Raw genomic sequence first — 23,765 nt, 5'->3', positions numbered from 1 at the left:
GCCTTCCACGCACCATCCGCAGTCCAACCCCGGAGAGCCGCACCGTGCCAGCCCTGATCCTTCCCGACCGGAGCCTCATTCGCGTGGAGGGGGCGGATGTGCAACATTTCCTGCAGAACCTGATCACCACCAATATCGACGCCATCGCGCCCGGCGAGGCCTGGCCGGCCGCCTTGCTCACACCGCAAGGCAAGATCCTTTTCGACTTTCTGATCTCGAAGTCCGGTGAGACCGGCTATGACTGCGACATCCGCGCCGATCAGGCAGCCGATTTCATCCGCAGGCTGACACTCTACAAGCTGCGCGCGTCTGTCGAATTCAATCTTCTCGAGGATCAGCCTGTGATTGCCGCCTGGGATGAAGACGCGCCGCAGGGCGCATTGCGGGATCGCAGGTTTCCTGAAGAAGCCCACGTCTGGCGGCTTTATGGCAACGAAGCCATGCCTGATGGCAAGCCGGCTGACTGGAACGCGGTCCGGATCGCCCACGGAGTGGCTGAATCAGGCTCGGATTTCGCACTCTCGGATGTTTTCCCCCACGACGTGTTGATGGACAGGAATGGCGGCGTTGATTTCCGGAAGGGCTGTTATGTCGGCCAGGAGGTTGTTTCCCGCATGCAGCACCGCGGCACAGCCAGGCGCCGTGTAGTGACACTGACGGCACAGACCGACCTGCCCGCCCGCACCAGGACCGAGAACGGCAATGAAGATGAACTGAGCATCATGGCTGGCGGCAAGCCGGTCGGCAGCATCGGCTCGACCGCCGGCGGGTCGGCGCTCGCAATCGTGCGAACCGACAGGGTTGCCGACGCTCTCTCGCAGGGCACTCCCCTGACCGTAGGAGACGCACAGGTAACATTGAGCTTGCCAGGCTGGACCGGTTTGTCCTTTAACAGCGGCGACACAAACACGCCGGACAAGTGATCAATGCCTGCAAGAGAAAAAGCGCCCCGTGCCTGGCAACGCATGCTTTCGGGCCGGCGGCTCGACCTGCTCGACCCCTCGCCGCTCGATGTCGAGATTTCCGACATTGCGCAGGGGCTGGCGCGGGTCGCGCGCTGGAACGGCCAGACCCGTGGCGATCATGCGTTTTCGGTGGCGCAGCATTCGTTGATGGTCGAGGCGATTGTCGGACGGATCTCGTCCGCTTCGCCCCAGACCCTCCTCCTGGCGCTGCTGCATGATGCCCCCGAATATGTGATCGGCGACATGATCTCGCCGTTCAAGGCCGTCGTCGGCGGCGGCTACAAGACGGTGGAAGCAAAGCTCGAGGCAGCCATTCACCTCCGTTTCGGGCTGCCTCCTGCAGCTCCCAAGGCGATCAAGGCGCTGATCAAGCGGGCGGACCGGATCGCCGCCTATTTTGAGGCGACCGAACTGGCGGGATTTCAGCCCAGCGAGGCACGGGCCTTCTTCGGGCCACCCCGCGACATAAGCCGCGACATGGTGGATGTGTCGCCGCGCTCCGCGGCAGAGGTCGAAAAGATGTTTCTCGCGCGCTTTGAGACCATCGAAGCCCTCCGCCGGGCCGGGAAAGGCTGAGACATGTCCTACATCGTCATCTGCCGCCTCAATCAGATCGCCGAATCGGCCGTGCTGCATGGCGCGCGCGAGATGGTCAGTCTGCTGGCGGAGAACCAGGATTTTCATCGGCCCGGTGTCATCGATGAAGCCCGGCACCTCAAGCTTGGCCTCAATGACATCGCCGAAGCCCGCCCCGGCCTGACGGCACCCGGTGAGATCCACGTCGACCGGCTGATCCGGTTTGCCCAGGGCTGGGACCAGCGCGCACCTCTGGTGGTTCATTGCTGGCTGGGGATTTCCCGGTCACCCGCAGCCGCGGCCATCACGGCACTGACACTCGAACCCGACCAGGACGAGATGGCATTGGCCGAACGGCTGCGCACCGCCTCCCCCTTCATCACCCCCAATCCGCGGCTGATCGAGATCGGTGACGCCATGCTGGGCCGGGGCGGACGGCTGATCCGCGCGATCAGGGCAATCGGGCGTGGCGCGGACGCTTTCGAGGGAAACAGGTTCTGTTTTGCCATCAGGCCGGGCGAGGAGGTGCCGCCGGCAACGCCGGACCGCCCCAAGGGCACGGGCTGACACAGCCATGGAGCGAGACCGCCATGCAAGCTGATCGCATCCCCCCGCTCCGCATCGGATTGAATGCGGCCATCGTTGCCGTCACCAACCGCACGCCAAGCATTCTGACAGTCCCGGCAACGCCCGGCGACGGTCCCGCAGACGGGCTTCCCTTCGGTCCGTTCGATCCGGTGCGGCACAGGACCTTCGAAGCCAGCCTCCGGGGCAGCGTCGAAAGCCAGACCGCGCTCAACCTCGGCTATGTCGAACAGCTCTACACATTCGGCGACCGCGGGCGCCAGATGGATTTCGATGAAGCGCGCGACGGCAGCCCGCACCTGGTCTCCGTCGGCTACCTGGCGCTGACCCGCGCCGATGCCGAAAATCCCGAAGCATTGCACGCGACTGGCGCCCGCTGGCGGGACTGGTACGAACTTTTCCCCTGGGAGGACTGGCGCGAAGGCCGGCCCTCCATGCTTGACGCGTCCATCCTTCCACGCCTCAAGCCCTGGGCCGAACAGCCGGCCGAACGCCCGCAGAATCCAAGTCGCAAGGCACGCATCCGCCTTGCGTTCGGGCTGGGTGATTTTCCCTGGGACGAGGAGCGTGTGCTCGACCGCTACGAGCTGCTCTACGAGGCCGGCCTGCTCGCCGAGGCCGTGGCCGACCAGAGGGTGAAATCGACCGGGCTGGCATCTGCCCTGGGTCGCGCCATGCGCTTCGACCATCGCCGCATCGCCGCCACCGCAGTCCAGCGGCTGCGCGCCAAGATCAAGTACCGCCCGGTGATCTTCGAACTGATGCCACCCGAGTTCACCCTGACCGAATTGCAAACCACCGTCGAGGCCATCTCCGGCAGGCACCTGCACAAGCAGAATTTCCGGCGGCTGGTTGAGGGCGCGGAACTTGTCGAACCGACGGGCGCTTCAAGCTCCGCCACCGGCGGCCGCCCCGCAGCCCTCTACCGCTTCCGCGCCAAGATCCTCGAGGAACGTCCCGCCCCGGGCCTGAGACTGGGCGGGCGGGGATAGAAGATCTCTTGCCAAACACCTGTGATCTGCGAAAACCGGTTCGCATCAACGTCGTCAATCATCAATCGGGCACCGACGACAGGCCGGCCGGTGCCTGGACCGGCACTCCACGCACAGCCGGTTACTGCCAGAGTACTCCTGACCATGATCCCCATTCTTTCGGTTCTCATCCCCACCATGGGAGTAATCACGCTCGGCAGGGTCTTCCGGGAACGCCTGAGCGTGGAAGCGTGGCGGGGCATCGACCGGCTCAATTTCGAACTGCTGTTTCCCTGCCTGATCTTTTCTGCCGCAGCGTCTCGCGCGATTTCGCTTGATGATGCGGCGGTGATCGGTGCCGGAGTCTGGCTGATCCTGACCCTTGGCCTTTCTCTGGGCTGGCTGCTAAGACCGTTCGGACCCAAGAAGTTTCTCGATTTCGCCGGTGCGTGGCAAACGGCATGGCGTTTCAACACCGCGATCGCCTTCGTTGCCGTCAGCGCTGTCGGCGATGCCGCGACCCTGATGTCTGTGGCCGTTGGTTTCGCAGTGCCGCTGGCCAACGTGTTTGCCATCACGGCGCTGTCGCGCGGCAGCGGGCTGGGCCCATTGGGAGTCCTCGGCCGGATAGCCCGCAACCCCTTCTTCATCGCGTCGGTGGCGGGCATGTGTGTGGGAGCGACCGGCATCTCCCTGCCGGAGGTTATCCAGAAAGGTGTCGACTATCTTGCCGGCGCCGCCATTCCCATTGCGCTGATGGCAGTCGGCGCCACCATGGATTGGGGCGCCCTGGTTCGCCTAAACCGCTTTACCGGCGGCATCACGGCGATCAAGCTGGCAATCCTGCCGGCACTGACATGGATCGGCGTTTCGCTCGCGGGGTTGCCGACAGCCCACGCCAATGTGCTTGTCGTCTTTTCGGCCCTGCCCACCGCCTCCGCCGCACATGTGCTGGCATCTGTCTATGGTGCCGAAAGGCGTCTGCCGGCAACTTTGATCGCCCAATCGACGCTGCTTTCAGCGATCACGCTTCCGCTTTGGATCTATTTCCTGACCTGATTGAGGTCAGGCCAGGAAATACCGGTTGCGATGCGCGGTACGCGGGTGGAACGCCGTCATGGCAAGCTTTCCATCCATTTGCGCAGCTTGTAGGCCGTCGTGGTCTCGTCGATTTCGACATCCTCGAAGCGAACCGGATCACCATCGGCGATGGCGCGCTTGAGCTTGACGTCGTGTGCCAGACCCAGGGGAAGATAGCCGGCAGCCACGGAAGCCTTGGCCGGGCGCAATCCGCCGGTCACGGTGTAACCGCCCTCCCCGTCGAGAATCTCGCCCGCCATGAGGTCACGCTTGGCAATCGCCGCAACATCGCCGTTGAAGCATCGCGCAACCCCCGTCGGCTCTCCACGCAAGCCCACCGAGGCGACCGAAACCGGAAGTTCCAGCCCGATCAGATGCCAGCGCTTGTAGAGCGACGAGTAGCGGCCGCTGTCATCGGTCCTGACCAGATATTCCTGGAAGCAGTTGCGCAGATACTCGGTCTCACCCTCGAACACCACCCAGACGCCCTGCCTGACGTCGTAAGGCACCGGCTTGCCTTCACGCGTGAGAGCCGAAGCGACCTCGACCATGCCCTTTTGCTCGAGCGCCCCGCCTTCGGATTTCGGTCGCATGATGTTGGCCAGATCCTCGGCGCCGCCGACCGGGTACTGCAACCCGTTTGACGGCACAAGAAGACCGGTGGCATTGGCGATTGCCGAGGACTCGATCGCCGGCTTGGAGCCGTCCAGAAACGAATTGAACATCTTCGGGTTCAGCCGCCCGCGTTCGGCGGCCTCTCGGGTGACGCCCCAATGATCCCAAACAGTTTCCGGTGTGGATTTTCGGAATTCGGGCAGCCATTTGTGTCCGCGTCCGGCGGCCGTCACGGTAAAGCCGCAGGTACGCGCCCAGTCGACCAGATCGCAAGTCAGTGCCGGCTGGTCGCCATAAGCCATTGAGTAGATCACTCCGGCCTCTGCGGCCTTGCGCGCCAACGCATAGCCGCAAAATGCATCCGCCTCGACAGTGACATTGATCACGTGCTTGCCGTGGGCGAAAGCGCCCAGAACATGGTCGATCGCAGCCACCGGCGCGCCGGTGCATTCAATGATGATGTCGATCGCCGGATGCGCGACCAACGCCTGCCAGTCATCGCCGACATGGGTGGTTTTTCCCCGGGCCGCCTCATCCAGCGACGGGGCGCCGAACTGCTCCGGCGGCCAGCCGACAAACTCCATGTTCGACCGCGCATTGGCGGGCGACAGGTCGGCCACGCCGATCAGGTGAATACCGCCAAGCTTGCGCACCTGCGACAGGAACATGGTGCCGAACTTGCCCGCTCCGATCATCCCGATTCGGATCGGATTGCCATCCTCGGCGCGTTTGCCCAACATCGAAAACAGGTTCATCTGGCTTTCTCCTCCCCTGGTCAGCCGGTCACAACCGGGGCTCCTCAACCCTGTTGCGCCAGCCTTCTACAACAATCCATGGCCCGGAGCGAGAGGCCCGTGTCGGCAGCTTCTGAGAGAAACCTGACCCTGCGGTTTACAATCACACACCCGCCGCGTTAGCCTTTGGTCGCAATCAAGGCCGTGTTCGGCGTTGGTGAAGCATCACAAGCCTGAAACACCCGGCAGCCTGAAACAGTAACCAGAAATCGGCAGAAAAATGCCGGCCGGGAACAGACGGGGGAAAATCAATGTACAAGAAAATCATGGTGCCCGTGGATCTCGCACACGCTGAAAAGTTGTCACATGCTCTGGATACGGCGGCAAGCCTTTCCAAACTCTATCAAGCACCTGTTACCTATGTGGGCGTCACGGCCTCGACGCCTGGACCACTTGGCCACAATCCGGGGGAATACGATCAGAAGCTCGCCGCCTTTGCTGCCGGACAGGCCGATGCCCACGGCATCGAAACCGGCAATGTCACCGTGGTCAGCCATGACCCGGCGACCGATCTTGACGATGCGCTGATCAGGACGGTGAAAGAAACCGGAAGCGATCTCGTGGTCATGGCGACGCATATTCCCAACGTCGTCGACCACGTCTGGCCGTCCAACGGCGGCAAACTGGCGACGCATACCGATGCGTCTGTCTTTCTCGTCCGCGGCTAGTCCCCGACAGGAAGCACCTGCAACAAACATAACAATACGGGAGAAGACCCCATGAGTGACCCCAACGAACAGGGTATTCCGGCGCCGGAAGGGCCAGCCAACCTGATCGACACCGAATACGAGGTCGGCCAGGACAATGTCGAAGTGTCGGTCGGCCCGTTCGGCCTCGACATCCACAATCCGGTCTTCGCAATCTCCGGATTGACCATCATCGCCTTCGTCTTTGTCACGCTTGCGTTTCAGGAGAGCGCCGGGGCGGCCTTCGGCGACCTGCGCGACTGGCTCACCGGCACATTCGACTGGTTCTTTCTCACAGCCGCCAATATTTTCGTGCTTTTGTGCCTTTTCCTGATCGTCTCGCCCTACGGCAAGGTGCGGATCGGCGGCAAGGACGCCACGCCTGACTATTCCTATACGGGCTGGTTCGCCATGCTGTTTGCCGCCGGCATGGGCATCGGCCTGATGTTCTACGGCGTCTCCGAGCCGATCTCGCACTTCTCGTCCTCGGTCGCAGAAGGCGCCGGTTCGCCGGACAGCTGGGCGCCCCTGGGGGGAGCGGCCGGCAACACCGCCGAGGCGCGCGATCTCGGCATGGCCGCGACAATCTTCCACTGGGGCCTGCACCCATGGGCGATCTACGCCATCGTCGCCCTGGCGCTGGCGCTGTTTTCCTACAACAAGGGCCTGCCTCTGACCATGCGTTCGGTGTTCTATCCGATCTTCGGAGAGCGCGTCTGGGGCTGGACCGGTCACATCATCGATATCCTGGCCGTGTTTGCGACATTGTTCGGCCTCGCCACATCCCTGGGCTTCGGAGCGGAACAGGCCATGGCCGGCCTCGACCACATCTTCGGCATCGGGGTCAGCGATGTCTCCAAGGTCGTGCTGATCGTGGCGATTACCGGGGTGGCCCTGGTCTCGGTGGTGGCGGGCCTCGATGCGGGCGTCAAGCGCCTGTCCGAGATCAACATGATACTCGCAGCCCTGCTGTTGGTCTTCGTGCTCATCGTCGGGCCGACCGTGGCGATCTTGACCGGCTTCTTCCACAATCTGTATGAGTATGCACGCTATCTGCCCGAGCTCTCCAATCCGTTCGGCCGCACCGACGACAATTTCCGGCAGGGCTGGACGGCGTTCTACTGGGCCTGGTGGATTTCCTGGTCGCCCTTTGTCGGCATGTTCATCGCCCGGGTCAGCCGCGGCCGCTCGGTGCGCGAGTTCATAACCTGCGTGCTGATCATTCCGTCGCTGGTCTCGGTGTTCTGGATGACCACCTTCGGCGGCACTGCGATCGACCAGCTCGTCAATGACGGTTACCAGGTCGTGGTCGATGCGCCGCTCGAACTGAAGCTCTTCGCCATGCTCGAAGCGCTGCCCTTGCAGCAGATCACCTCGTTCATCGCCATCGTGCTTGTGATCGTGTTCTTCGTCACCTCGTCGGACTCCGGTTCGCTGGTGATCGACACCATCACCGCGGGCGGCAAGATCGACGCGCCGGCGGCGCAACGCGTATTCTGGGCCTGTTTCGAAGGTCTGGTCGCCATCGCGCTGCTTTTGGGCGGAGGGCTTGCGGCATTGCAGGCAATGGCGGTCTCGACCGGCTTCCCCTTCACCATCGTGCTGCTGCTCGCCTGTTTTGCCATCCTCAAGGGATTGCACAGCGAACCGCGCTGACACAGCAAGGGCCGCCGTTGAGAACGGCGGCCCTTTTGACTTCCGACGCCGTACGAATCCGCAAAGCATCCGCCAGGCACCGTCTGGCTGACACGCTGCAAGTGCTCAGGCCGGATATCCGCTGCAACTGCTTCCGGCCAACTGCAAACGGGGCGGGCTTATTTTGTCCCTCGGACCTGACGGCCTCGCAACAGAATGAACAGGCCCGAAGCAACGATCAGCCCCGACCCGACCATCATGGCGAGGCTCAGTTGCTCGTCAAACAGGATGATCCCCAGCGCAATTCCGAACAGCAGCCGCGAATAGCGGAAGGGAGTGACCGCCGACACCTCGCCAGTCCGCATGGCTTTCATCAGGCATGAATAGGCGATTACCCCGGACAGGACAGCACCCAGGGCATAAAGCGAGGTCACCCCATCCGGCATCACGAACGGCACGCCCTGCCATGCTGCATAAAACCCGCCGGCAACCATGATGGGGAGGAATCCGTACAGCCCGAGGATCGCTGTGCTCAGCTTGGCCGGCGCGGCACGGCTTGCCAGGTCACGGCCGGCAAAGCCGATCATCCCGGCGACAGCCAGCAAGGACAGGGCGGAAAAGCTGTCCGTACCCGGCTGGATGATGATCACGACCCCGGCGAGCCCGACGAAAATGGCGCTCCACCTGCGCCAGCCGACCTTTTCGCCAAACACCAGTGCCGCCCCGGCGACCACCACAAGCGGTGCTGCCTGCAGGATGACGGTTGCCGCCGACAGTGGAATCAAGGACAGCGCAAGCACGTAGAACAGGCGACCGATGATCTCGAAAACCACGCGAATCCACATCGGCCGGGAAATCACGTCTGCACTGTACAGCGGTTCCCTGTTGTAGAGCGCCAGCGATGCGAACACCAGCGCACCGCCAAGGCCAAAGATGACAAGCACCTGGCCGACCGGCAATGTCACTGACGCAGCCTTGATGAAGGCATCTTCGACGGCGAACACCGCCATCGACGCGATCATCCAGCCACTGCCGACAAGGTTGGCCTTGAGATCGGTCGCGATATGTGTGGTCACGGAAATTCCAGTGCGGTTTGCGGCACGGACAGCAAGGCCAGGCTCGCTGGTCGCACCGCTTTGCCCTGATACGACAAGTCTGCTGGCATAGCCTCAGTCGATCGCCATATCCAGCCCGATATCGAGCGTCGGGGCGGCCATGGTGACCTTCGAGGTCGAGATATAGTCGACGCCGGTCTCGGCAATGGCCCTGATCGTGTCGAGATTGACGTTGCCCGAGGCCTCGAGAATGATCGGGCCGCCACTCCTGGCAGCGTTCATCGCCACCGCCGCGCGCAGTATGTCGGGACCCATATTGTCGAGCAGACACACATCGGCCCCTTCGGCCAGCACCTCGGCGAATTGCTCCAGCGTATCAACCTCGATCTCGACCTTGACCAGATGCCCTGCGAAAGCCTTCGCGGCTGTCAGCGCTTCCGCAATGCCGCCGGCGACCGCGATATGGTTGTCCTTGATCAGGATCGCGTCATCGAGCCCGTAGCGATGCGACGAGCCTCCACCGCAGCGCACGGCGTACTTCTCCAATGCCCTGAGCCCGGGAATGGTCTTGCGTGTGCAGGTGACCTTGGCCTTTGTGTGGGAAATCGTATCAGCGAACCGCGCCGTGTAGGTGGCTATGCCCGACAGATGCATGAGGTAATTGAGCGCCACCCGCTCGGCCGACAACACCCCGCGCGCCGGTCCCGAGATACGGGCAATCATCGTGCTCGGATCCACCCGGGCACCGTCAGTCACCAGCGCTTCAAAACGGATCGCCGGGTTGATAAGCCGGAACGCTGCTTCGGCCAGCGGCAACCCGGCGATGATCCCCGCCTCGCGGCTGTTCATCTCGGCCCTCGCCTGCTTCTCCGGGCCGATGGTGGCATTGGAGGTGATGTCGCCGGCCCGGCCGAGATCTTCGATGAGCGCAGCACGCACCTGCTCCTCGACCATCAGGCCCGGCAGTTCGGGAAGATAGGCATGTGTCATGGGTCAGCCCTCCAGCAGATCGGGAATGATGGCATGGGCCTGATCAAGCGTCACCAGCGTCCGCCGCTTCCAGTCCGCCTGCTCTTCCGGATAGTCGGTGCGGAAATGCCCGCCTCGGCTTTCGGTGCGGTTGAGCGCGCAGACCGCAATCAGTTTCGCCGTGGTAATGACATTGTCGAACCGGACCGAGTGGCTTTCCCGCGCCAGATGCAGGATCGTGGCCAGCGCCTCGCGCATGCCCTCGCCATCGCGCAACACGCCAAGATTGGCGCTCATGGTCTTGCGCAGCGCCACCATGTTGGGGTGATCGTTCTCGGTGATGTGCTCGGTCGTCGTCACCGAACCGTCCTGCCAGTCCTTCGGTGCATCCGGCTTGATCTCCGCCTTCAGCGTTTCGGCGATACGGGCAGAGAACACCACCGCTTCAAGCAGTGAATTCGACGCCAGCCGGTTGGCGCCGTGAGCCCCGGTCGAGGTGCACTCGCCGCAGGCCCAGAAGCCGGGCAGCGAGGTCCGGCCATCGATGTCGGTCCAGATTCCGCCCATGAAGTAATGCGCCGCTGGAATGACCGGGATCATCTCCGTGACCGGATCAATGCCTGCTTCACGGCAGTAGCCGTAAACGGTCGGAAACTCGGCTGCAAAACCAGGCACCGCGGTGCGGCAGTCGAGAAACGCGCCCCGCCCCGCCTTCACCTCGGCAAAGATACCGCGCGCCACCTCGTCGCGCGGCGCCAGTTCCGCATCATGGTGCAGCGGCAGCATGAAGCGTTCGCCTGCCGCATTGTGCAGCGTCGCGCCATGGCCGCGCAGCGCCTCGGTGGCGAGCGGCGCCGGATCCTTGCCGACATTGATGGCGGTCGGGTGAAACTGCACGAACTCCATGTCGGCCATCCGCGCTCCGGCCCGCGCCGCCATGCCGATCCCGCCGCCGCGCGCCTCGGTCGGGTTGGTCGTTACCTCGTAGAGATGGCCGATGCCGCCGGTTGCCATCACCACGTTCGAGCCGGTGATCCGCTGCAGTTCCTCGCCGCTGCCCGCCCGGTCCCGGGCAATGACGCCTGTGACCCGGCCCTCTTCGACGATCAGGTCCTCGACGACGTAACCTTCCAGCACGCGGATTGACGGCGTTTTGCGAACCGAGGCCACCAGCGCCTCCATGATGGCACGGCCGGCCATGTCACCCTTGACCCGCACGATCCGGCTTTCCGAGTGCGCCGCCTCGCGGCTGACCGCCAGATGGCCTTCCAGATCCCGGTCAAACGGCACGCCGTAGCCAAGCAGGTCATGCACACGGTCGGAGGCTTCCGACGCCATCATGCGGATGATCGCTTCATCGACGATTCCATCGCCGGCGACGATGGTGTCCCGGACATGGCTTTCGATGGTGTCACCCGCGCCCACAGCCGCGGCAATCCCGGCCTGCGCCCAGGCCGAGGAGGCGCCGCGACCGATCGGAGCCGCGGCCAGAACCGTGACCGCCTTGGGCGCCAGTTTCAGCGCGCAGAACAGCCCGGCCAGGCCGCCGCCGATGATGATCACCTCCTCCGATCGCTTGACCGGTTGCGGCTGATGAATAGCAATCGCGGTGGACGCCATGGCATGCTCCCTGCTGGTCGAGAGCGGCGCTATGGCCGCTGGGCCAGAACGTCAGTTCTTCAGGTTGATCATCCGTTCGACGGCCAACCGCGCACGGTCGGCAATGGCCGGGTCGACCAGCACTTCCTCTGTCATCATCAACAGGCTGTCGAGGATCTTCGGCAGGGTGATGCGCTTCATGTGCGGGCACAGGTTGCAGGGCTTGATGAACTCGACGCCTTCAACCTCGCTCTGGATGTTGGAGGCCATCGAGCATTCGGTCACCAGCAGCACCCGCGGCGGCCGCGTGTCCTTGACGTAATTGATCATGCCGGCGGTCGATCCCGAATAGTCGCAGACCGCGATCACATCCGGGTGGCATTCGGGGTGGCCGATGATCTCGATGGTCGGGTCGGCTTCCTTGTAGGCCAGCAATTCCTCCGCCGTGAAGCGCTCATGCACCTCGCAATGGCCCTTCCAGGTCAGGATCTTCTTCTTGGTCTGCTTGGCGACATTCATCGCCAGATACTCGTCGGGAATGCACAGCACCGTGTCGGACTCGAAGCTCTCGCACACGGCCACCGCGTTGGAAGAAGTGCAGCAGATATCGGTTTCAGCCTTCACGTCGGCGGAGGTGTTGACGTAGGTCACCACCGGGACGCCGGGATAGCGCTCCTTGAGCAGCCGCACATCGGCGCCGGTGATCGAATCTGACAGCGAACACCCGGCCTTGCCATCAGGGATCAGCACGGTCTTGTCCATGTTCAGAAGCTTCGACGTCTCCGCCATGAAGTGCACACCGCACTGGATGATGATCTGCTCATCCACCAGTGTCGCCTCGCGCGCCAGCTGCAGCGAATCACCGACGATATCGGCAACGCAGTGAAAGATGTCCGGCGTCTGGTAGTTGTGCGCCAGGATTGCCGCACCGCGTTCTTTCTTGATGCGGTTGATGGCGTGCACATAAGGCGCGTAGACGGGCCATTCGATTTCCGGGATGTGGTCGCGGACCCGGTCGTAAAGATGCGCGGTTTCGCGCGCCACCGCCGGGGTATACTTCAGCTCCGGACGCTCGATTACGCCGAACCGCTGCGCTGCACTCTGCGCCCGGCTTGCGGCCTTGGCGCCGGTGCTGGTCTCCAACCGGGTCATGGCAAACCCTCCCGTCATCAGCAATTATGCTCAAACTGAGCATAATTGGGTTTTAAAAGAACCCGGCAATGCCGGGGAACCCTTCACATAGGACTTTGCTTTCGTGATTGCAAGCCGGCCCGCAGCGGCAACCCGGCAGGCCGGGCGCGCGTTACTTGAACAGTTTGCTTTTTTCCGCGTCTTCAGCCGGGGCTGCATCAGGTGATTCCGCAAGCGCCTTTTCCAGCGTGAATTCAGCCTGGGCCGCGAACTTCACGGCCGGATTGATGCCCAGTCCGAACGCCTTGGTTACACCGCCGAGCACGTGTTCGATCCGTACGGACCCGGCGTTGTTCTCGTCGGAGACGAACTTGAGCACCAGGTATTCTGCATCGCCTTCGGTACCGATCACGTCACCGATCGGTTTGGAAAAAAGGCCGACCTTGTTTTCTGCTGCAACCGCCGCCCATTCCGGCGCCTTGCGCAGATGGGCGATGAATGCGCGCGCCTGGTCGACGCTCATCATCATCGAATGCCCGCCGCCATCGGCACCGCCCTGTGCCGGTATCACGATGGACGCCATCAGCAGCATCCCGCGGGTTTTGTCCGGCATGGCCGAGCAATAGGTGAAGCCGATGCGGTCGGTCGACAGGTCAGCAACCTGCGCCGGATCGCCGATAATCGCGCCAAAGGGCGTGATGACAAACTTGCTCTCCGGGTCGAAGGTGGCGCGATCCGGATCGAAATTCTCGGCATACGCCCCCGACAACGGACCCAATAGAAGCGCCGATACCACCAGCGCTGCAAACACACCCTGCCTCATTGCCCTGCCTCCTGCGGTCGCTCCCATTCTCGCAAGCATTCCCTCAGCAGCGGCCACTGTCAACAAAGGCCCGGTTCAGGCCTTGTCCGCGGACCGGTTGCCGGTGCGCAGCAACACCCGCTGATAGAACCGGCCGATGACCATCAACGACACGCCGAGGCCGATGAACGAGAACGCCCGCAAGGCGCCGGTGAGCGCCGACATGTCGATGAGAAACACCTTCGCGACCGTCAGCGAGATGACCGCCGCCGACGCCGCCCGCAGAGGCAATGACCGCAAGACCAGTCCCAGCGCCAGCGTGCAGCCCCCCATGATCAGCCACGCCACCGAGTAGGCCCAGATCTCTGCATCAGATGTGCTGCGCAGAAAACCGACCCTCTCGCCCTGAAACCCGTGCCGGACCATCAGCGATACGTAGATGAACAGCAATATGGCGCCGGTTGCGCCATAGCCGATCCGGTACCATCTGGGCCGTGCTGCCGAGGCAAGATAGGCGGTCAGGGCGGCAAGCAGACCAGGGATCAGGTAGCCGGGAAGCAGCAGGTTGAACACCCGCCCTTCACCCACAGCTGCCTGGCTCAGGAACGGATTGAACACCACGATCAGCCCGATCACCATCGCCGCGATGCCGAGCGCTCCGACGACAAGCGAGGCCAGCGGAAACACGCGCGCGTCGCTGCGCCGGGCAGCCCATTGCAGCCCGACGGAAAAGCAAAGCGCCGCAATAGACTGGGTCGCCATGTCGATCAGGCCGAACGGCGCACCGGTGATATCGCCGCCGGCGATGAAGTGGCGCAACTCCAGCGCCACGAACAGCCCGGCAAGAGCAAGGCCGAAGGCAATCACCAGTTCGCCGGGCCGGCGCCCGCCCGATCCGCGCAAAGCCAGACCGCCCCAGATCAGGAGCGCGGCCGGCAGGGCGATGATCACCACCAGCCAGTTGAAGAACGGCGCCGACCCGATCACATCGGCGGAAAACGGTGCATTGAAATAGAGCCCCGAGGAGGCCAGCAGAGAGAGCGCCACGGCAAGCCACCCAAGCGCCGGCACCGACCTTCTGCCATGGATAAGGCAGGCGCCGGCAGCAGTCACCGCAAACCCTAGCGGCATCCATTGACGCGTTAAAAGGATCGCAACCGCGAGCCCCGCGAGCGCCACCGCGCCGACGGCCAGCCATGCCGGAGCCGCGGCCGACCAGTCATCCGGTCTGGCGCGGCCGAATTTCTCGGTCAGCCCCACCATCATCGCCGAGAGCGCCAGCGCCGCGAGCCCGGTCGGAACATGGGTCTCGAACGGGGCGACCGACAGATAGATCGCCGCCATGGTCAGGACGGTGATGGCGCTCAGGGCTATCGCCAGGCGACCGGCCATGATGGGAGCGCTGGCCGCCGCCCGGAGCCCGAGGAACACGGCAAGCAGGAAGGATGGAACCGCCATCAGCAGGCTGTTGCGGACAAAGCCGCCGAGATCCGGCGCCATCAAGCCATCGCGGATATCGAGACCGGAGGTTATGCCTGCAATGACCGGGAAATCGATCCTGAGCGACAACAGCGCCACAACGATCAGCACCACAGACAGCGGAGCAACGGGCGACAGCGAGGGCCAGATCCCGCCAGCAGCCACCATGAGCGCCGCGAGACCGGATACCAAAAGCAGCAACGGCACCTGAGTGTCCCAGGTCAGGATGGCGAGAACGCCGACCAGAACGACGCTCAGCCCTGCGCCGATCGCAAGCCGCGCCGCCGGCCGGTCCTCGAGCGGATCCGGACGCGCCTCGACCCCGGCGACCAGGCTTATCACGTGAACGGCAAACAGTGCGACGAGCAGAAGTCCGAGTGCGAACCAGGCTGTCAGCGTCGAGATCGTCAACAGCAACAAGGCCAGAGCCGTCGACCCGGCAATGCCGCCGATTGCAAGCCAGCGCCAGCCGCGAATCCGCGCGACGCCCATCACGGCGGCGGTCACCACCAGGATATGGGCGCCGAAGGCCACCGGATTGGGGTCCTGCGAGGAGACCAGCAACGGCGACACATAGGCGCCGACCAATCCGAGAGCCGCAAGCTTCGGCCCGTGAACGGCAGACAAGAGCAGGCTGGCGATGCCGAGAACCGTGAGGCCGACAAACGCTACTGCCGGGCCGACAAAACCGTAGAGCGCGTAGGCTGCATAGATCGTGCCAAAGGCGCCGATGGCGCCGGCTCCGGTCAGGATCCCCGGAATATCCGCACTCGTCAGCGTCGGCATCGCGTCCTGGCGGTCGCGGCGGCGCATGAATTCGCCGGCCCCGAACAGGGCCAGTGACATCAGCGTGCCCATCGTCATCCGGGCCCGCGGGCCAAGCAGACCGGCTTCGATGGAATAGCGCGCCAGAAACAGCACACCCAGCGCAACCGCAAGCCCGCCAAGCAGCGCCGACCAGCGGCCGCCAATCAGGCTCTCCAGATCCATGCCCTTGCCCGGGCTAGACGCGGCCAGAACAGCGGCCTCCGGCAACCCGGTGTCATCCTCGTCACGCCGCTCTGGCCCGGCGCCGCCGGTTTCCGCTCGCCCGGCGGCAGCGTCGGCAGAAAGCCGGGCAGCATCTGCCGCCTCAGCGGCCTTTGGCTCAGACCCCTCCGTTTCCGGCCCGGCGCCTGTGCTTTCCGGCGCATCCCGCCGCGGCTCTGCCAGTTCATCGCCTGTCCCGGCACCGGATTCCGCCGCTCCCCCGGCCGGAAGCCGGTCGAGTTCACGGCGCAGCAATGCCAATTGCTCGGCCATCCTGCGTTGCTCGAGCGAAACACTGCGGACCCACAAGGCCAGGGCAATCAGAAGCATAAAACCAAGCAAGGAGAACATGCGCAAATCCAGTAAAGTGAATGGTCCCGATTATAGACTGCCACAGCCATCCACAACCATGGTGTGCGAAATCATCCGGCAGTGTCGACTTTCGCGGTTAACGAGTGGCGAACATCAATTCTGCTGATCCATTCCTTCAAACAAATGCACTTGTCGAATGGATGGAAATGCCTAAAGTCGCCCCACATCTCAGGAGCCGTTCATGTCCGAAACCCGCCCCTCCCCAGCCGTTCCATCGCTGCCCTGGCTGATCATCATCGCCGGTTCGCTGATCTCGCTCCTGTCCTTCGGACCACGTTCGGCCATGGGCTTCTTCCAGTTGCCGATGCTCGCTGACACAGGCTGGGACCGGACGACCTTTGGTCTCGCCATGGCGATCCAGAACCTGTTCTGGGGCTTGGGCCAGCCGTTTTTTGGCGCGATTGCCGACAAGTTCGGCACCTGGAAGGTGCTGGCCCTGTCCGCATTTGTCTATTCGAGCGGACTGTTCATCATGTCGGTGGCGCCAAGCCCCGGCTGGTTCTACATCGGCGGCGGCGTCCTCGTCGGGCTGGGCATTGCGTCGGCCTCCTTCGGCATCGTGCTGGCAGCGTTTGCCCGCAATGTCGCGCCGGAGCGGCGCTCCATGGCGTTCGGCATAGGCACGGCAGCCGGCTCGGCCGGCATGTTCGTCTTCGCACCGCTGAGCCAGGGCCTGATCGATGCCTATGGCTGGCAGGAAGCGCTTATCTGGATGGCGGCGATGATGTTCATCATCCCGTTCCTGGCCATTCCGCTGCGCGGCAACTCGAATTCCGGCTCGCAATCGGCGCTTCAGTACAAGCAGTCTATCGGTGAAGCCCTGCGCGAAGCGCTCGGCCACAAGAGCTACCTGCTGCTGGTCTCCGGTTTCTTCGTATGCGGCTTCCAGGTGGCCTTCATCACCGCCCACTTCCCGGCCTATCTGCGCGATATCGGTATCGAAAGCTCCTTTGCGGTGCTGTCGCTGGCGCTCATCGGCTTTTTCAACATCATCGGTTCGCTGGCCTCGGGCTATATCGGTCAGCGTTATTCCAAGCCGATGGCACTGGTCTGGATCTATATCGGCCGTTCAATCGCCGTCACCGCGTTCCTGCTGCTGCCGCAGACCAGCACCTCGGTGGTGATCTTCGCCATCGTCATGGGCCTGCTCTGGCTGTCGACCGTGCCTCCGACCAACGCGCTGGTGGCAATCATGTTCGGCACCGGCCATCTCGGCATGCTGGGTGGGGTGGTGTTTCTCGCCCACCAGGTCGGCTCCTTCCTCGGCGTCTGGCTCGGCGGCTATCTCTACGACATCTTCGGCACCTACAACCCGGTCTGGTGGCTGGGCGTGGCACTCGGCATCTTCGCCGCGATCGTCCACTGGCCGATCCGGGAACAGGCCGTGGAGCGGCCGGAACTGGCGCCGGCGGAATGAGACGACAGGGCGATTAGTTGTCGAAGTAGATTCCAGCGGCGAGATCCAGAAGATCCGTATCCGTGACGCTGTTGCCGTTGACCGTATAGACCAGCACCAGATCGGCATCTGGATAGTACCGGGCGTCTGCCTCGAAACCATCATAGCTGCCCGAATGGCCGTACCAGTCGCCCCAATCATCGCCGCCGTTGGCCATGCCGAGACCGTAGCTATCGTCCTGCTTAGAGCCGGCCAGCATCTCTTCAAGCAGATCGGCTTTGAGTATCCTCTGTTCGCGCATCAACGCCTGCAGGAAACCTGCAACATCCCGCGCGGTGCTGACCAGCGGCCCGTCCGCCAGAACACTCGCCCAGGACAACTGACTGACATCAGTATTCCCGGTTTCGCCGGCGTAGCCATGTGCGAGATCGGCCGCCTCCGCGGAGGCGCCGACCGTGGTCGCCAACATGCCCGAGGGAACGAACACGCTCTCCCAAAGTGCGGCCTCCAGATCCGCAGATCGGTTTTTGAGAATATGGCCGAGCAGCACATAATTGCTGTTGGAGTACTCAAAAATCTCGCCGGGCGCGCCATAGGCAGGTTCTCCATAGGCAAAGGCAAGGGCCTCGGCCTCGCTCCACCGCCGCTTCATATCAAGCAGGGCAGCGCCCACAAAACTGTCGTCGAGATAATCTGCGAGACCGGAGGTATGATTGAGCAATTGGCGAAGCGTGACTTCACCAATCCCCTCAAGCGCATCAATACCCGGCAGATCGCGAACCAGCGGCCAGACCTTGGCATCGAGATCGAGATCCCCCTTTTCGACATGGGCGAGGACCGCGGCGGCAACCATCATCTTGCCGGTGGAGGCTATGTAGAACCGCGTATCCGGTGTCACCGGCCGCCGGGTCCCGGTCTCGGCCATGCCGGCAACAACCTCGATCTCGGTTTCCGGTCCCCGCACAAAGAGTGTCCCGCCGGCAAGTCCGTTTTCCGCAAGAAACTCTTCAAGCGCACTCCGGTAGTCTTCCAGTTCACCTGCCGCTGCCGGGACTGCCAGCCATCCGAGCGCAAGGCCGACAGCGCTTCCCAGCAAGACCATTCTCAGTGTCATCATTTCCACTCCTCCGAGCCGGCACGAACCGCGGGTAGGCCAGCGAGCGCGCTGCAATGCGCACCGCTTCTAAACAGGAAGGCTGCAATCCTGCGTCAACTGTCATAAGCTCGTTACGCAAATTGGTACATTTGGATTCATCGGGGTCAGTCCAACACGATGGAGAAAGCCATGAACGACATGTTCAAGCCAGATGAAGAAATCATCAACCTCACCGAACTGCGCGAAGCGGAAGAAGATGTCGGCCGCAACCCGTCAGACAATCCCACAATGGGCGACATTATCAACCGCCGTTTCTCGCGCCGCGGCTTCCTTGGCGGCTCGCTCGCCGTCACCGCCATTGCCACGACCGTCAGCCCGCTGGCGCTGATGATCGCCGATGAGGCCCGTGCGGAAGGTATGAGCGCCTTTTCGTTCACCGAAGTCGAGGCCGGCGTCGATGAAACCCATCACGTTGCCGAAGGCTATGACGCCGATGTTCTGCTGCGCTGGGGCGACAAGGTCTTTGCAGATTCGCCGGATTTCGATCCGATGAACCAGACGGCGGAAAGCCAGTCGAAACAGTTCGGCTACAACAACGATTATGTCGGCTTCATTCCGCTCGATGGTGCCGACGACCATGGACTGCTCGTGGTCAACCACGAATACACCAACGCCGAACTGATGTTCCCCAACTGGGCGACCATCGGCAAGGATGGTGAAGGCAAGGACAAGGTGATGATGGGCGAGTTCACCAAGGATATCGTCGACATCGAAATGGCCGCACACGGTGGCACCGTCATCGAAATCCGCAAGCAGGACGGCAAATGGATGCCGGTCCTCGACGGCAAGATGAACCGCCGTTTGCACGTCGGCACCGAGATGGCGCTGACCGGTCCGGCCGCCGGTCACGACCGCCTCAAGACCAATGCGGACACGTCAGGCACGAAGGTGTTCGGCACGCTCAACAACTGCGCCGGCGGCGTCACGCCCTGGGGCACATGGCTGATGGCCGAGGAAAACTTCCACGGCTACTTCATCGGCGAACTGCCGGAAGGCCATCCCGAAGCCGTCAACTACAAGCGCTACGGCGCTCCCGCCGGCTGGTACAACTGGGGCACGCATCACGACCGCTTCGATGTCTCCAAGGAGCCCAATGAACCCAACCGCTTCGGCTGGGTTGTCGAAGTCGATCCGATGGACCCCAACTCGGTACCGAAGAAGCGCACGGCACTTGGCCGCATGAAACATGAAGGTGCTGAAAGCGTTGTCAACAAGGATGGCCGCGTGGTGTTTTACTGCGGCGATGACGAACGCTTCGACTATGTCTACAAGTTTGTCACCAGCGCCGCCTACAACCCCGATGACCGCGCGGCCAACATGGACCTTCTCGACGATGGCATCCTCTATGTCGCGCGCTTTGATGCGGACGGCACGGTTGACTGGATGCCGCTGGTTCACGGTGAAGGCCCGCTCAATGCCGACAACGGCTTCATGAGCCAGGCCGACGTGGTGATCGAGGCCCGCCGCGCCGGCGACCTTCTCGGTGCCACGAAGATGGACCGTCCCGAAGACGTTCAGCCCAATGCCATGACCGGCAAGGTCTATTGCATGCTGACCAACAACACCCGGCGCAAGGAAGGCGACGAGAACGCCGCCAACCCGCGCGCCAACAACGCCTTCGGTCACATCATCGAAATCAGCGAAACCGATGGCGACTTCGCTTCCACCAAATCGACCTGGGAAATCCTGCTCAAATGCGGAGATCCGGCGGTCGCCGAAGTCGGCGCCAGCTTCTCCTCAGCCACCACCACCAACGGCTGGTTCGGCATGCCCGACAACTGCGCCATCGATGCTGACGGACGCCTCTGGGTCTCGACAGACGGCAATTCCGAAAAGCGGACCGGGCGTACCGATGGTCTGTGGGCCGTCGATACGAATGGGGATGCGCGAGCCACCTCGAAACTGTTCTTCCGGGTTCCGGTCGGCGCCGAGATGTGCGGCCCGCTTTTCGATCCGACAGGCGAAACCGTGTTCCTCGCGGTTCAGCATCCCGGTGACGAAGGCCTCGCCACCTATGAGCAGCCCGCCACCCGCTGGCCCGATTTCCGCGACGACATGCCGGTGCGTCCGGCTGTCGTCGCTGTCACCAAGCAGGGCGGCGGCAAGATCGGCATGGCCTGACCGGCTCACACAAGCCATCAACGCGAAGGGCGCCCATGCGGCGCCCTTCGTCGTTCAGAGACCCATAGATCGGCGCCGGTCTACAATTCGAGTTCCGTCAATCCCGGATGCTCTTCCGGCCGCCGCCCCTGCGGCCAGTGAAATTTCCGGTCTGCTTCGGCGATCTCGACATCATTGATACTGGCGTGGCGCGTCATCATGTAGCCCGCCTCGTCGAATTCCCAGTTCTCGTTGCCATAGGAACGGTACCAGGTTCCCGCCGCATCATGCCACTCATAGGCAAAGCGGACCGCGATACGGTTGCCGGAATACGCCCACAGCTCCTTGATCAGCCGGTACTCGAGCTCCTTTTCCCACTTTCGGGTCAGGAACGCCTCGATTTCGCTGCGCCCATTGATGAACTCGCTCCGGTTCCGCCACCTGCTGTCCGGCGTGTAGGCGAGCGCGACCTTAGCCGGGTCGCGGCCGTTCCAGCCGTCCTCGGCGGCCCTGATCTTCTGGACCGCCGACTGCTCGGTGAAAGGTGGGAAGGGAGGCCGCGACATTACCAGGAATTGTAGCCCAGGAACTTGCCCGACATCTCGATCTTGACCCGGTCGCCCTTGGGATTGGCCACGCGGGTGATCTGCATGTCGAAATCGATGGCCGACATGATGCCGTCGCCGAACTCCTCCTGGATCAGCGTCTTGATCGTCGGACCATAGACCCCGACGATTTCGTAGAGCCGGTAGACGCAGGGGTCGGTCGGCACTGCCTGCTCCCAGATCTTGGTGGGATACTCCTGCAGCACCAGCGCCGCCTCCTGCGGCAGCCCCATCACGGAGACCATCGCCTCGGCCTTGTCCTTGGGCATCGCGTTCATGCCCATTGCGGCCGAATGCGTCCACACCGGCGACATGCCGATCTTCTCGGCGATGTCCTCCCATTTCATGCCTGTCGTGCGCTTGGCAGACAGTATCATTTCGGTCACGTCTTCCTTGGTCATCATTTTGGCCATGATGAAGTCTCCTGCTCAGGGTGTTAAACGGCGAGTTTCTTGGGCGACCGCGCAGCCGGCGCGGTCTTGTCGATGCGGACTGTCTCGGGCCGGTTCTCGACGGCGTCTGTCGGTCCTGCGAGTTCCTTCGAATGTTTGCCAAGGAACTGCACCAGATGATTGCGGATCGCGTAGTAGTTCGGATGCTCGACGATCTCGATCCGGTTGCGCGGCCGCGGAATGGTGATCTCCACGGATTCCGCCACCCGCGCGAACGGGCCGTTGGTCATCAGCAGGATGCGGTCCGCCAGCAGGATTGCCTCGTCGATATCGTGGGTGATCATGAACACGGTCTGGTTGGTCCCCGCCCAGACCTTCAGCAGCTCGTCCTGAATGGTGCCCCGCGTCAGCGCATCGAGCGCACCGAACGGCTCGTCCAGCAACAGCAGCTTCGGACTGATCGAAAACGCCCGGGCGATAGACACACGCTGGCGCATGCCGCCCGACAGCTGGCTCGGCTTTCGGTGGAACACATCCGCGCTCAGGCCGACCATCTCGAGATGCTTCTTCGAGTGGCTCAGAACCTGGTCCTTCGACCAGTCCGGATAACGGGCCGCGACGGCAAACGTCACGTTCTTGAGCGCGCTCAGCCAGGGCAGCAGCGAATAGTTCTGAAACACCACGCCGCGATCAAGGCTGGGTCCGGAGACCTCCTTGCCATCCATGATGACAACGCCCTCGCTGGCCTCGGCCAGTCCGGCCAGGATGTTCATGATCGTCGACTTGCCGCAGCCCGAGTGGCCGAGAATGACGACGAATTCGCCCCGCTCGATGCCGAAACTGGCATTCTCGAAAATCGTGGTCTGGCCGCCTTCCCCGTCCGGGTATCTCTGGCTAAGGCGTTCAACGCTCAAGAAAGGAGTGGTCACGGTGGTTCTCCTATTCGCTGTAGACGACAAAGCGCTGCAACACACCGAACATCGCGTCGAGCGCCATGCCGACAACGCCGATCATCAGGATGGAAAAGATGACCGAGGTCAGATCGAGATTGTTCCACTCGTTCCAGACGTAGTATCCAATACCCGTGCCGCCGACCAACATTTCGGCCGCAACGATCACCAGCCAGGCAATGCCGATGGAAATGCGCATGCCGGTCACGATCGTTGGAGCGGCCGCCGGCAGGATCACCATAAAGGCGGTGCGCAGGGCACCGAGCTCATGGGTCCGTGCGACATTGACCCAGTCCTTGCGCACTCCGGCAACGCCAAAGGCGGTGTTGATCAGCATCGGCCAGATCGAACAGATGAAAATCACGAAGATCGCGCTGGTCTCGCTGTCCTGGATGATGAACAGCGCCAGCGGCATCCACGCCAGCGGCGAGATCGGCCTGAGTACCTGGATGAAGGGATTGAGCGCCTTGTAGGCAACCGGGGACATGCCGATCAGGAAGCCCAACGGTATGGCGATCAGCGCCGCCAGGAAATAGCCGGCCAGCACGCGGTAGATCGAATAGCCGATCTGGATGCCGATCCCCTTGTCGTTCGGACCCGCATCGTAGAACGGGTCGCTCAGCTGCTCCCACGCCTTTTCCAGCACCTGGCTCGGCGGCGGAACGCCGGCTTTCTGCGCCCCACCCCCCGTCAGTCGCTCATATTCGGTCAGCTCTCCCACCGCCTTCTGCCCTGGAATGGCGGCCTCCCACAAAAGGAGGCCGCCGATCAGCAGGATGAACGAGAGGATAGCCGCGCGCTTGTTCACGGACATGTCAGTCAT

The 23,765-nt window shown here is 62.8% G+C and carries 21 protein-coding genes; 9 read left to right on the top strand and 12 right to left on the bottom strand.

What is annotated here, in order from left to right:
- Positions 1–44: 44 nt before the first annotated feature.
- The 5 genes from SPHINGO391_RS06795 to SPHINGO391_RS06775 all read left to right on the top strand — a co-directional run bounded on the left by SPHINGO391_RS06795 (position 45) and on the right by SPHINGO391_RS06775 (position 4,156).
- Positions 45–923 carry a folate-binding protein YgfZ gene (locus SPHINGO391_RS06795; RefSeq protein ID WP_152008114.1) on the top strand — a complete coding sequence of 293 codons (879 nt, stop codon included), beginning with the start codon at positions 45–47 and terminating at the stop codon, positions 921–923.
- Between the two features lie 3 nt (positions 924–926).
- Complete coding sequence (locus tag SPHINGO391_RS06790) at positions 927–1,541, top strand: HD family hydrolase (RefSeq protein WP_152008113.1); 615 nt, start codon at positions 927–929, stop codon at positions 1,539–1,541.
- Positions 1,542–1,544: 3 nt separating this feature from the next.
- Positions 1,545–2,108, top strand: coding sequence for a tyrosine phosphatase family protein (locus SPHINGO391_RS06785; protein WP_152008112.1), 564 nt, complete (start codon positions 1,545–1,547; stop codon positions 2,106–2,108).
- 23 nt (positions 2,109–2,131) lie between these two features.
- Positions 2,132–3,118: an NAD regulator gene (locus SPHINGO391_RS06780; RefSeq protein ID WP_152008111.1), complete on the top strand. Its 987-nt coding sequence runs from the start codon at positions 2,132–2,134 to the stop codon at positions 3,116–3,118.
- A gap of 144 nt (positions 3,119–3,262) precedes the next feature.
- A complete protein-coding gene (locus SPHINGO391_RS06775; protein ID WP_152008110.1) occupies positions 3,263–4,156 on the top strand; it encodes an AEC family transporter in 894 nt (297 codons plus the stop codon).
- Positions 4,157–4,212: 56 nt separating this feature from the next.
- On the opposite strand, the gene SPHINGO391_RS06770 is transcribed toward SPHINGO391_RS06775, so the two are convergent.
- Positions 4,213–5,547, bottom strand: coding sequence for a Gfo/Idh/MocA family oxidoreductase (locus SPHINGO391_RS06770; protein WP_152008109.1), 1,335 nt, complete (start codon positions 5,545–5,547; stop codon positions 4,213–4,215).
- Positions 5,548–5,837: 290 nt separating this feature from the next.
- On the opposite strand from SPHINGO391_RS06770, the gene SPHINGO391_RS06765 reads away from it, so the two are divergent.
- Together SPHINGO391_RS06765 and SPHINGO391_RS06760 are read left to right on the top strand one after the other, a co-directional pair.
- A complete protein-coding gene (locus SPHINGO391_RS06765) occupies positions 5,838–6,254 on the top strand; it encodes a universal stress protein (RefSeq protein ID WP_152008108.1) in 417 nt (138 codons plus the stop codon).
- 51 nt (positions 6,255–6,305) lie between these two features.
- Positions 6,306–7,928, top strand: a complete 1,623-nt coding sequence (locus tag SPHINGO391_RS06760) for a BCCT family transporter (protein WP_152008107.1) — start codon at positions 6,306–6,308, stop codon at positions 7,926–7,928.
- Positions 7,929–8,086: 158 nt separating this feature from the next.
- Here the strand turns inward: SPHINGO391_RS06760 and SPHINGO391_RS06755 are convergent, their stop codons facing one another.
- The 6 genes from SPHINGO391_RS06755 to SPHINGO391_RS06730 form a co-directional block, all read right to left on the bottom strand.
- Positions 8,087–8,983, bottom strand: a complete 897-nt coding sequence (locus tag SPHINGO391_RS06755) for a DMT family transporter (protein WP_210385770.1) — start codon at positions 8,981–8,983, stop codon at positions 8,087–8,089.
- Between the two features lie 93 nt (positions 8,984–9,076).
- Positions 9,077–9,952 (bottom strand): carboxylating nicotinate-nucleotide diphosphorylase, encoded by an 876-nt coding sequence (nadC, locus tag SPHINGO391_RS06750; RefSeq protein ID WP_152008106.1) that lies wholly within the window; start codon positions 9,950–9,952, stop codon positions 9,077–9,079.
- 3 nt (positions 9,953–9,955) lie between these two features.
- Positions 9,956–11,551, bottom strand: a complete 1,596-nt coding sequence (locus tag SPHINGO391_RS06745) for an L-aspartate oxidase (protein ID WP_152008105.1) — start codon at positions 11,549–11,551, stop codon at positions 9,956–9,958.
- A 51-nt stretch (positions 11,552–11,602) separates the two neighbouring features.
- On the bottom strand, positions 11,603–12,682 hold the full coding sequence (gene nadA / locus SPHINGO391_RS06740) for a quinolinate synthase NadA (protein WP_152008104.1): 1,080 nt from the start codon (positions 12,680–12,682) through the stop codon (positions 11,603–11,605).
- Between the two features lie 151 nt (positions 12,683–12,833).
- Positions 12,834–13,484: a hypothetical protein gene (locus SPHINGO391_RS06735; RefSeq protein WP_152008103.1), complete on the bottom strand. Its 651-nt coding sequence runs from the start codon at positions 13,482–13,484 to the stop codon at positions 12,834–12,836.
- Positions 13,485–13,559: 75 nt separating this feature from the next.
- The gene (locus tag SPHINGO391_RS06730; RefSeq protein WP_152008102.1) at positions 13,560–16,322 is read right to left on the bottom strand and encodes a DUF2339 domain-containing protein; all 2,763 of its coding nucleotides are present in this window, start codon (positions 16,320–16,322) and stop codon (positions 13,560–13,562) included.
- A 202-nt stretch (positions 16,323–16,524) separates the two neighbouring features.
- On the opposite strand from SPHINGO391_RS06730, the gene SPHINGO391_RS06725 reads away from it, so the two are divergent.
- Positions 16,525–17,760 (top strand): MFS transporter, encoded by a 1,236-nt coding sequence (locus tag SPHINGO391_RS06725; protein WP_152008101.1) that lies wholly within the window; start codon positions 16,525–16,527, stop codon positions 17,758–17,760.
- Between the two features lie 13 nt (positions 17,761–17,773).
- Here SPHINGO391_RS06725 and SPHINGO391_RS06720 read toward each other — a convergent pair whose 3' ends face one another.
- Complete coding sequence (locus tag SPHINGO391_RS06720; RefSeq protein ID WP_152008100.1) at positions 17,774–18,856, bottom strand: serine hydrolase domain-containing protein; 1,083 nt, start codon at positions 18,854–18,856, stop codon at positions 17,774–17,776.
- Between the two features lie 168 nt (positions 18,857–19,024).
- Between SPHINGO391_RS06720 and SPHINGO391_RS06715 the strand changes: the two genes are divergently transcribed.
- Entirely contained in the window at positions 19,025–21,016 is a 1,992-nt protein-coding gene (locus SPHINGO391_RS06715; protein WP_152008099.1) for a PhoX family phosphatase, read from the top strand.
- An 80-nt stretch (positions 21,017–21,096) separates the two neighbouring features.
- On the opposite strand, the gene SPHINGO391_RS06710 is transcribed toward SPHINGO391_RS06715, so the two are convergent.
- Genes SPHINGO391_RS06710 through ntrB form a run of 4 tightly spaced genes read right to left on the bottom strand, consistent with a single transcriptional unit; the run spans position 21,097 to position 23,765 of the window.
- Positions 21,097–21,561: a nuclear transport factor 2 family protein gene (locus tag SPHINGO391_RS06710; protein WP_152008098.1), complete on the bottom strand. Its 465-nt coding sequence runs from the start codon at positions 21,559–21,561 to the stop codon at positions 21,097–21,099.
- Positions 21,561–22,013: a cyanase gene (gene cynS / locus SPHINGO391_RS06705; protein ID WP_193217211.1), complete on the bottom strand. Its 453-nt coding sequence runs from the start codon at positions 22,011–22,013 to the stop codon at positions 21,561–21,563. The genes SPHINGO391_RS06710 and cynS overlap by 1 nt, the downstream gene beginning before the upstream one ends.
- 23 nt (positions 22,014–22,036) lie before the next feature.
- On the bottom strand, positions 22,037–22,921 hold the full coding sequence (locus SPHINGO391_RS06700) for an ABC transporter ATP-binding protein (protein ID WP_152008097.1): 885 nt from the start codon (positions 22,919–22,921) through the stop codon (positions 22,037–22,039).
- A gap of 10 nt (positions 22,922–22,931) precedes the next feature.
- Positions 22,932–23,765, bottom strand: coding sequence for a nitrate ABC transporter permease (ntrB, locus tag SPHINGO391_RS06695; RefSeq protein WP_152008096.1), 834 nt, complete (start codon positions 23,763–23,765; stop codon positions 22,932–22,934).

Origin of the sequence: Hoeflea sp. EC-HK425 (genome assembly GCF_902498795.1) — a bacterium.
In the GTDB taxonomy this organism is placed as follows: domain Bacteria; phylum Pseudomonadota; class Alphaproteobacteria; order Rhizobiales; family Rhizobiaceae; genus Hoeflea; species Hoeflea alexandrii.
The sequence above is the reverse complement of the archived record's forward strand: the minus strand, read 5'-3'. Positions and strand labels throughout refer to the sequence as shown.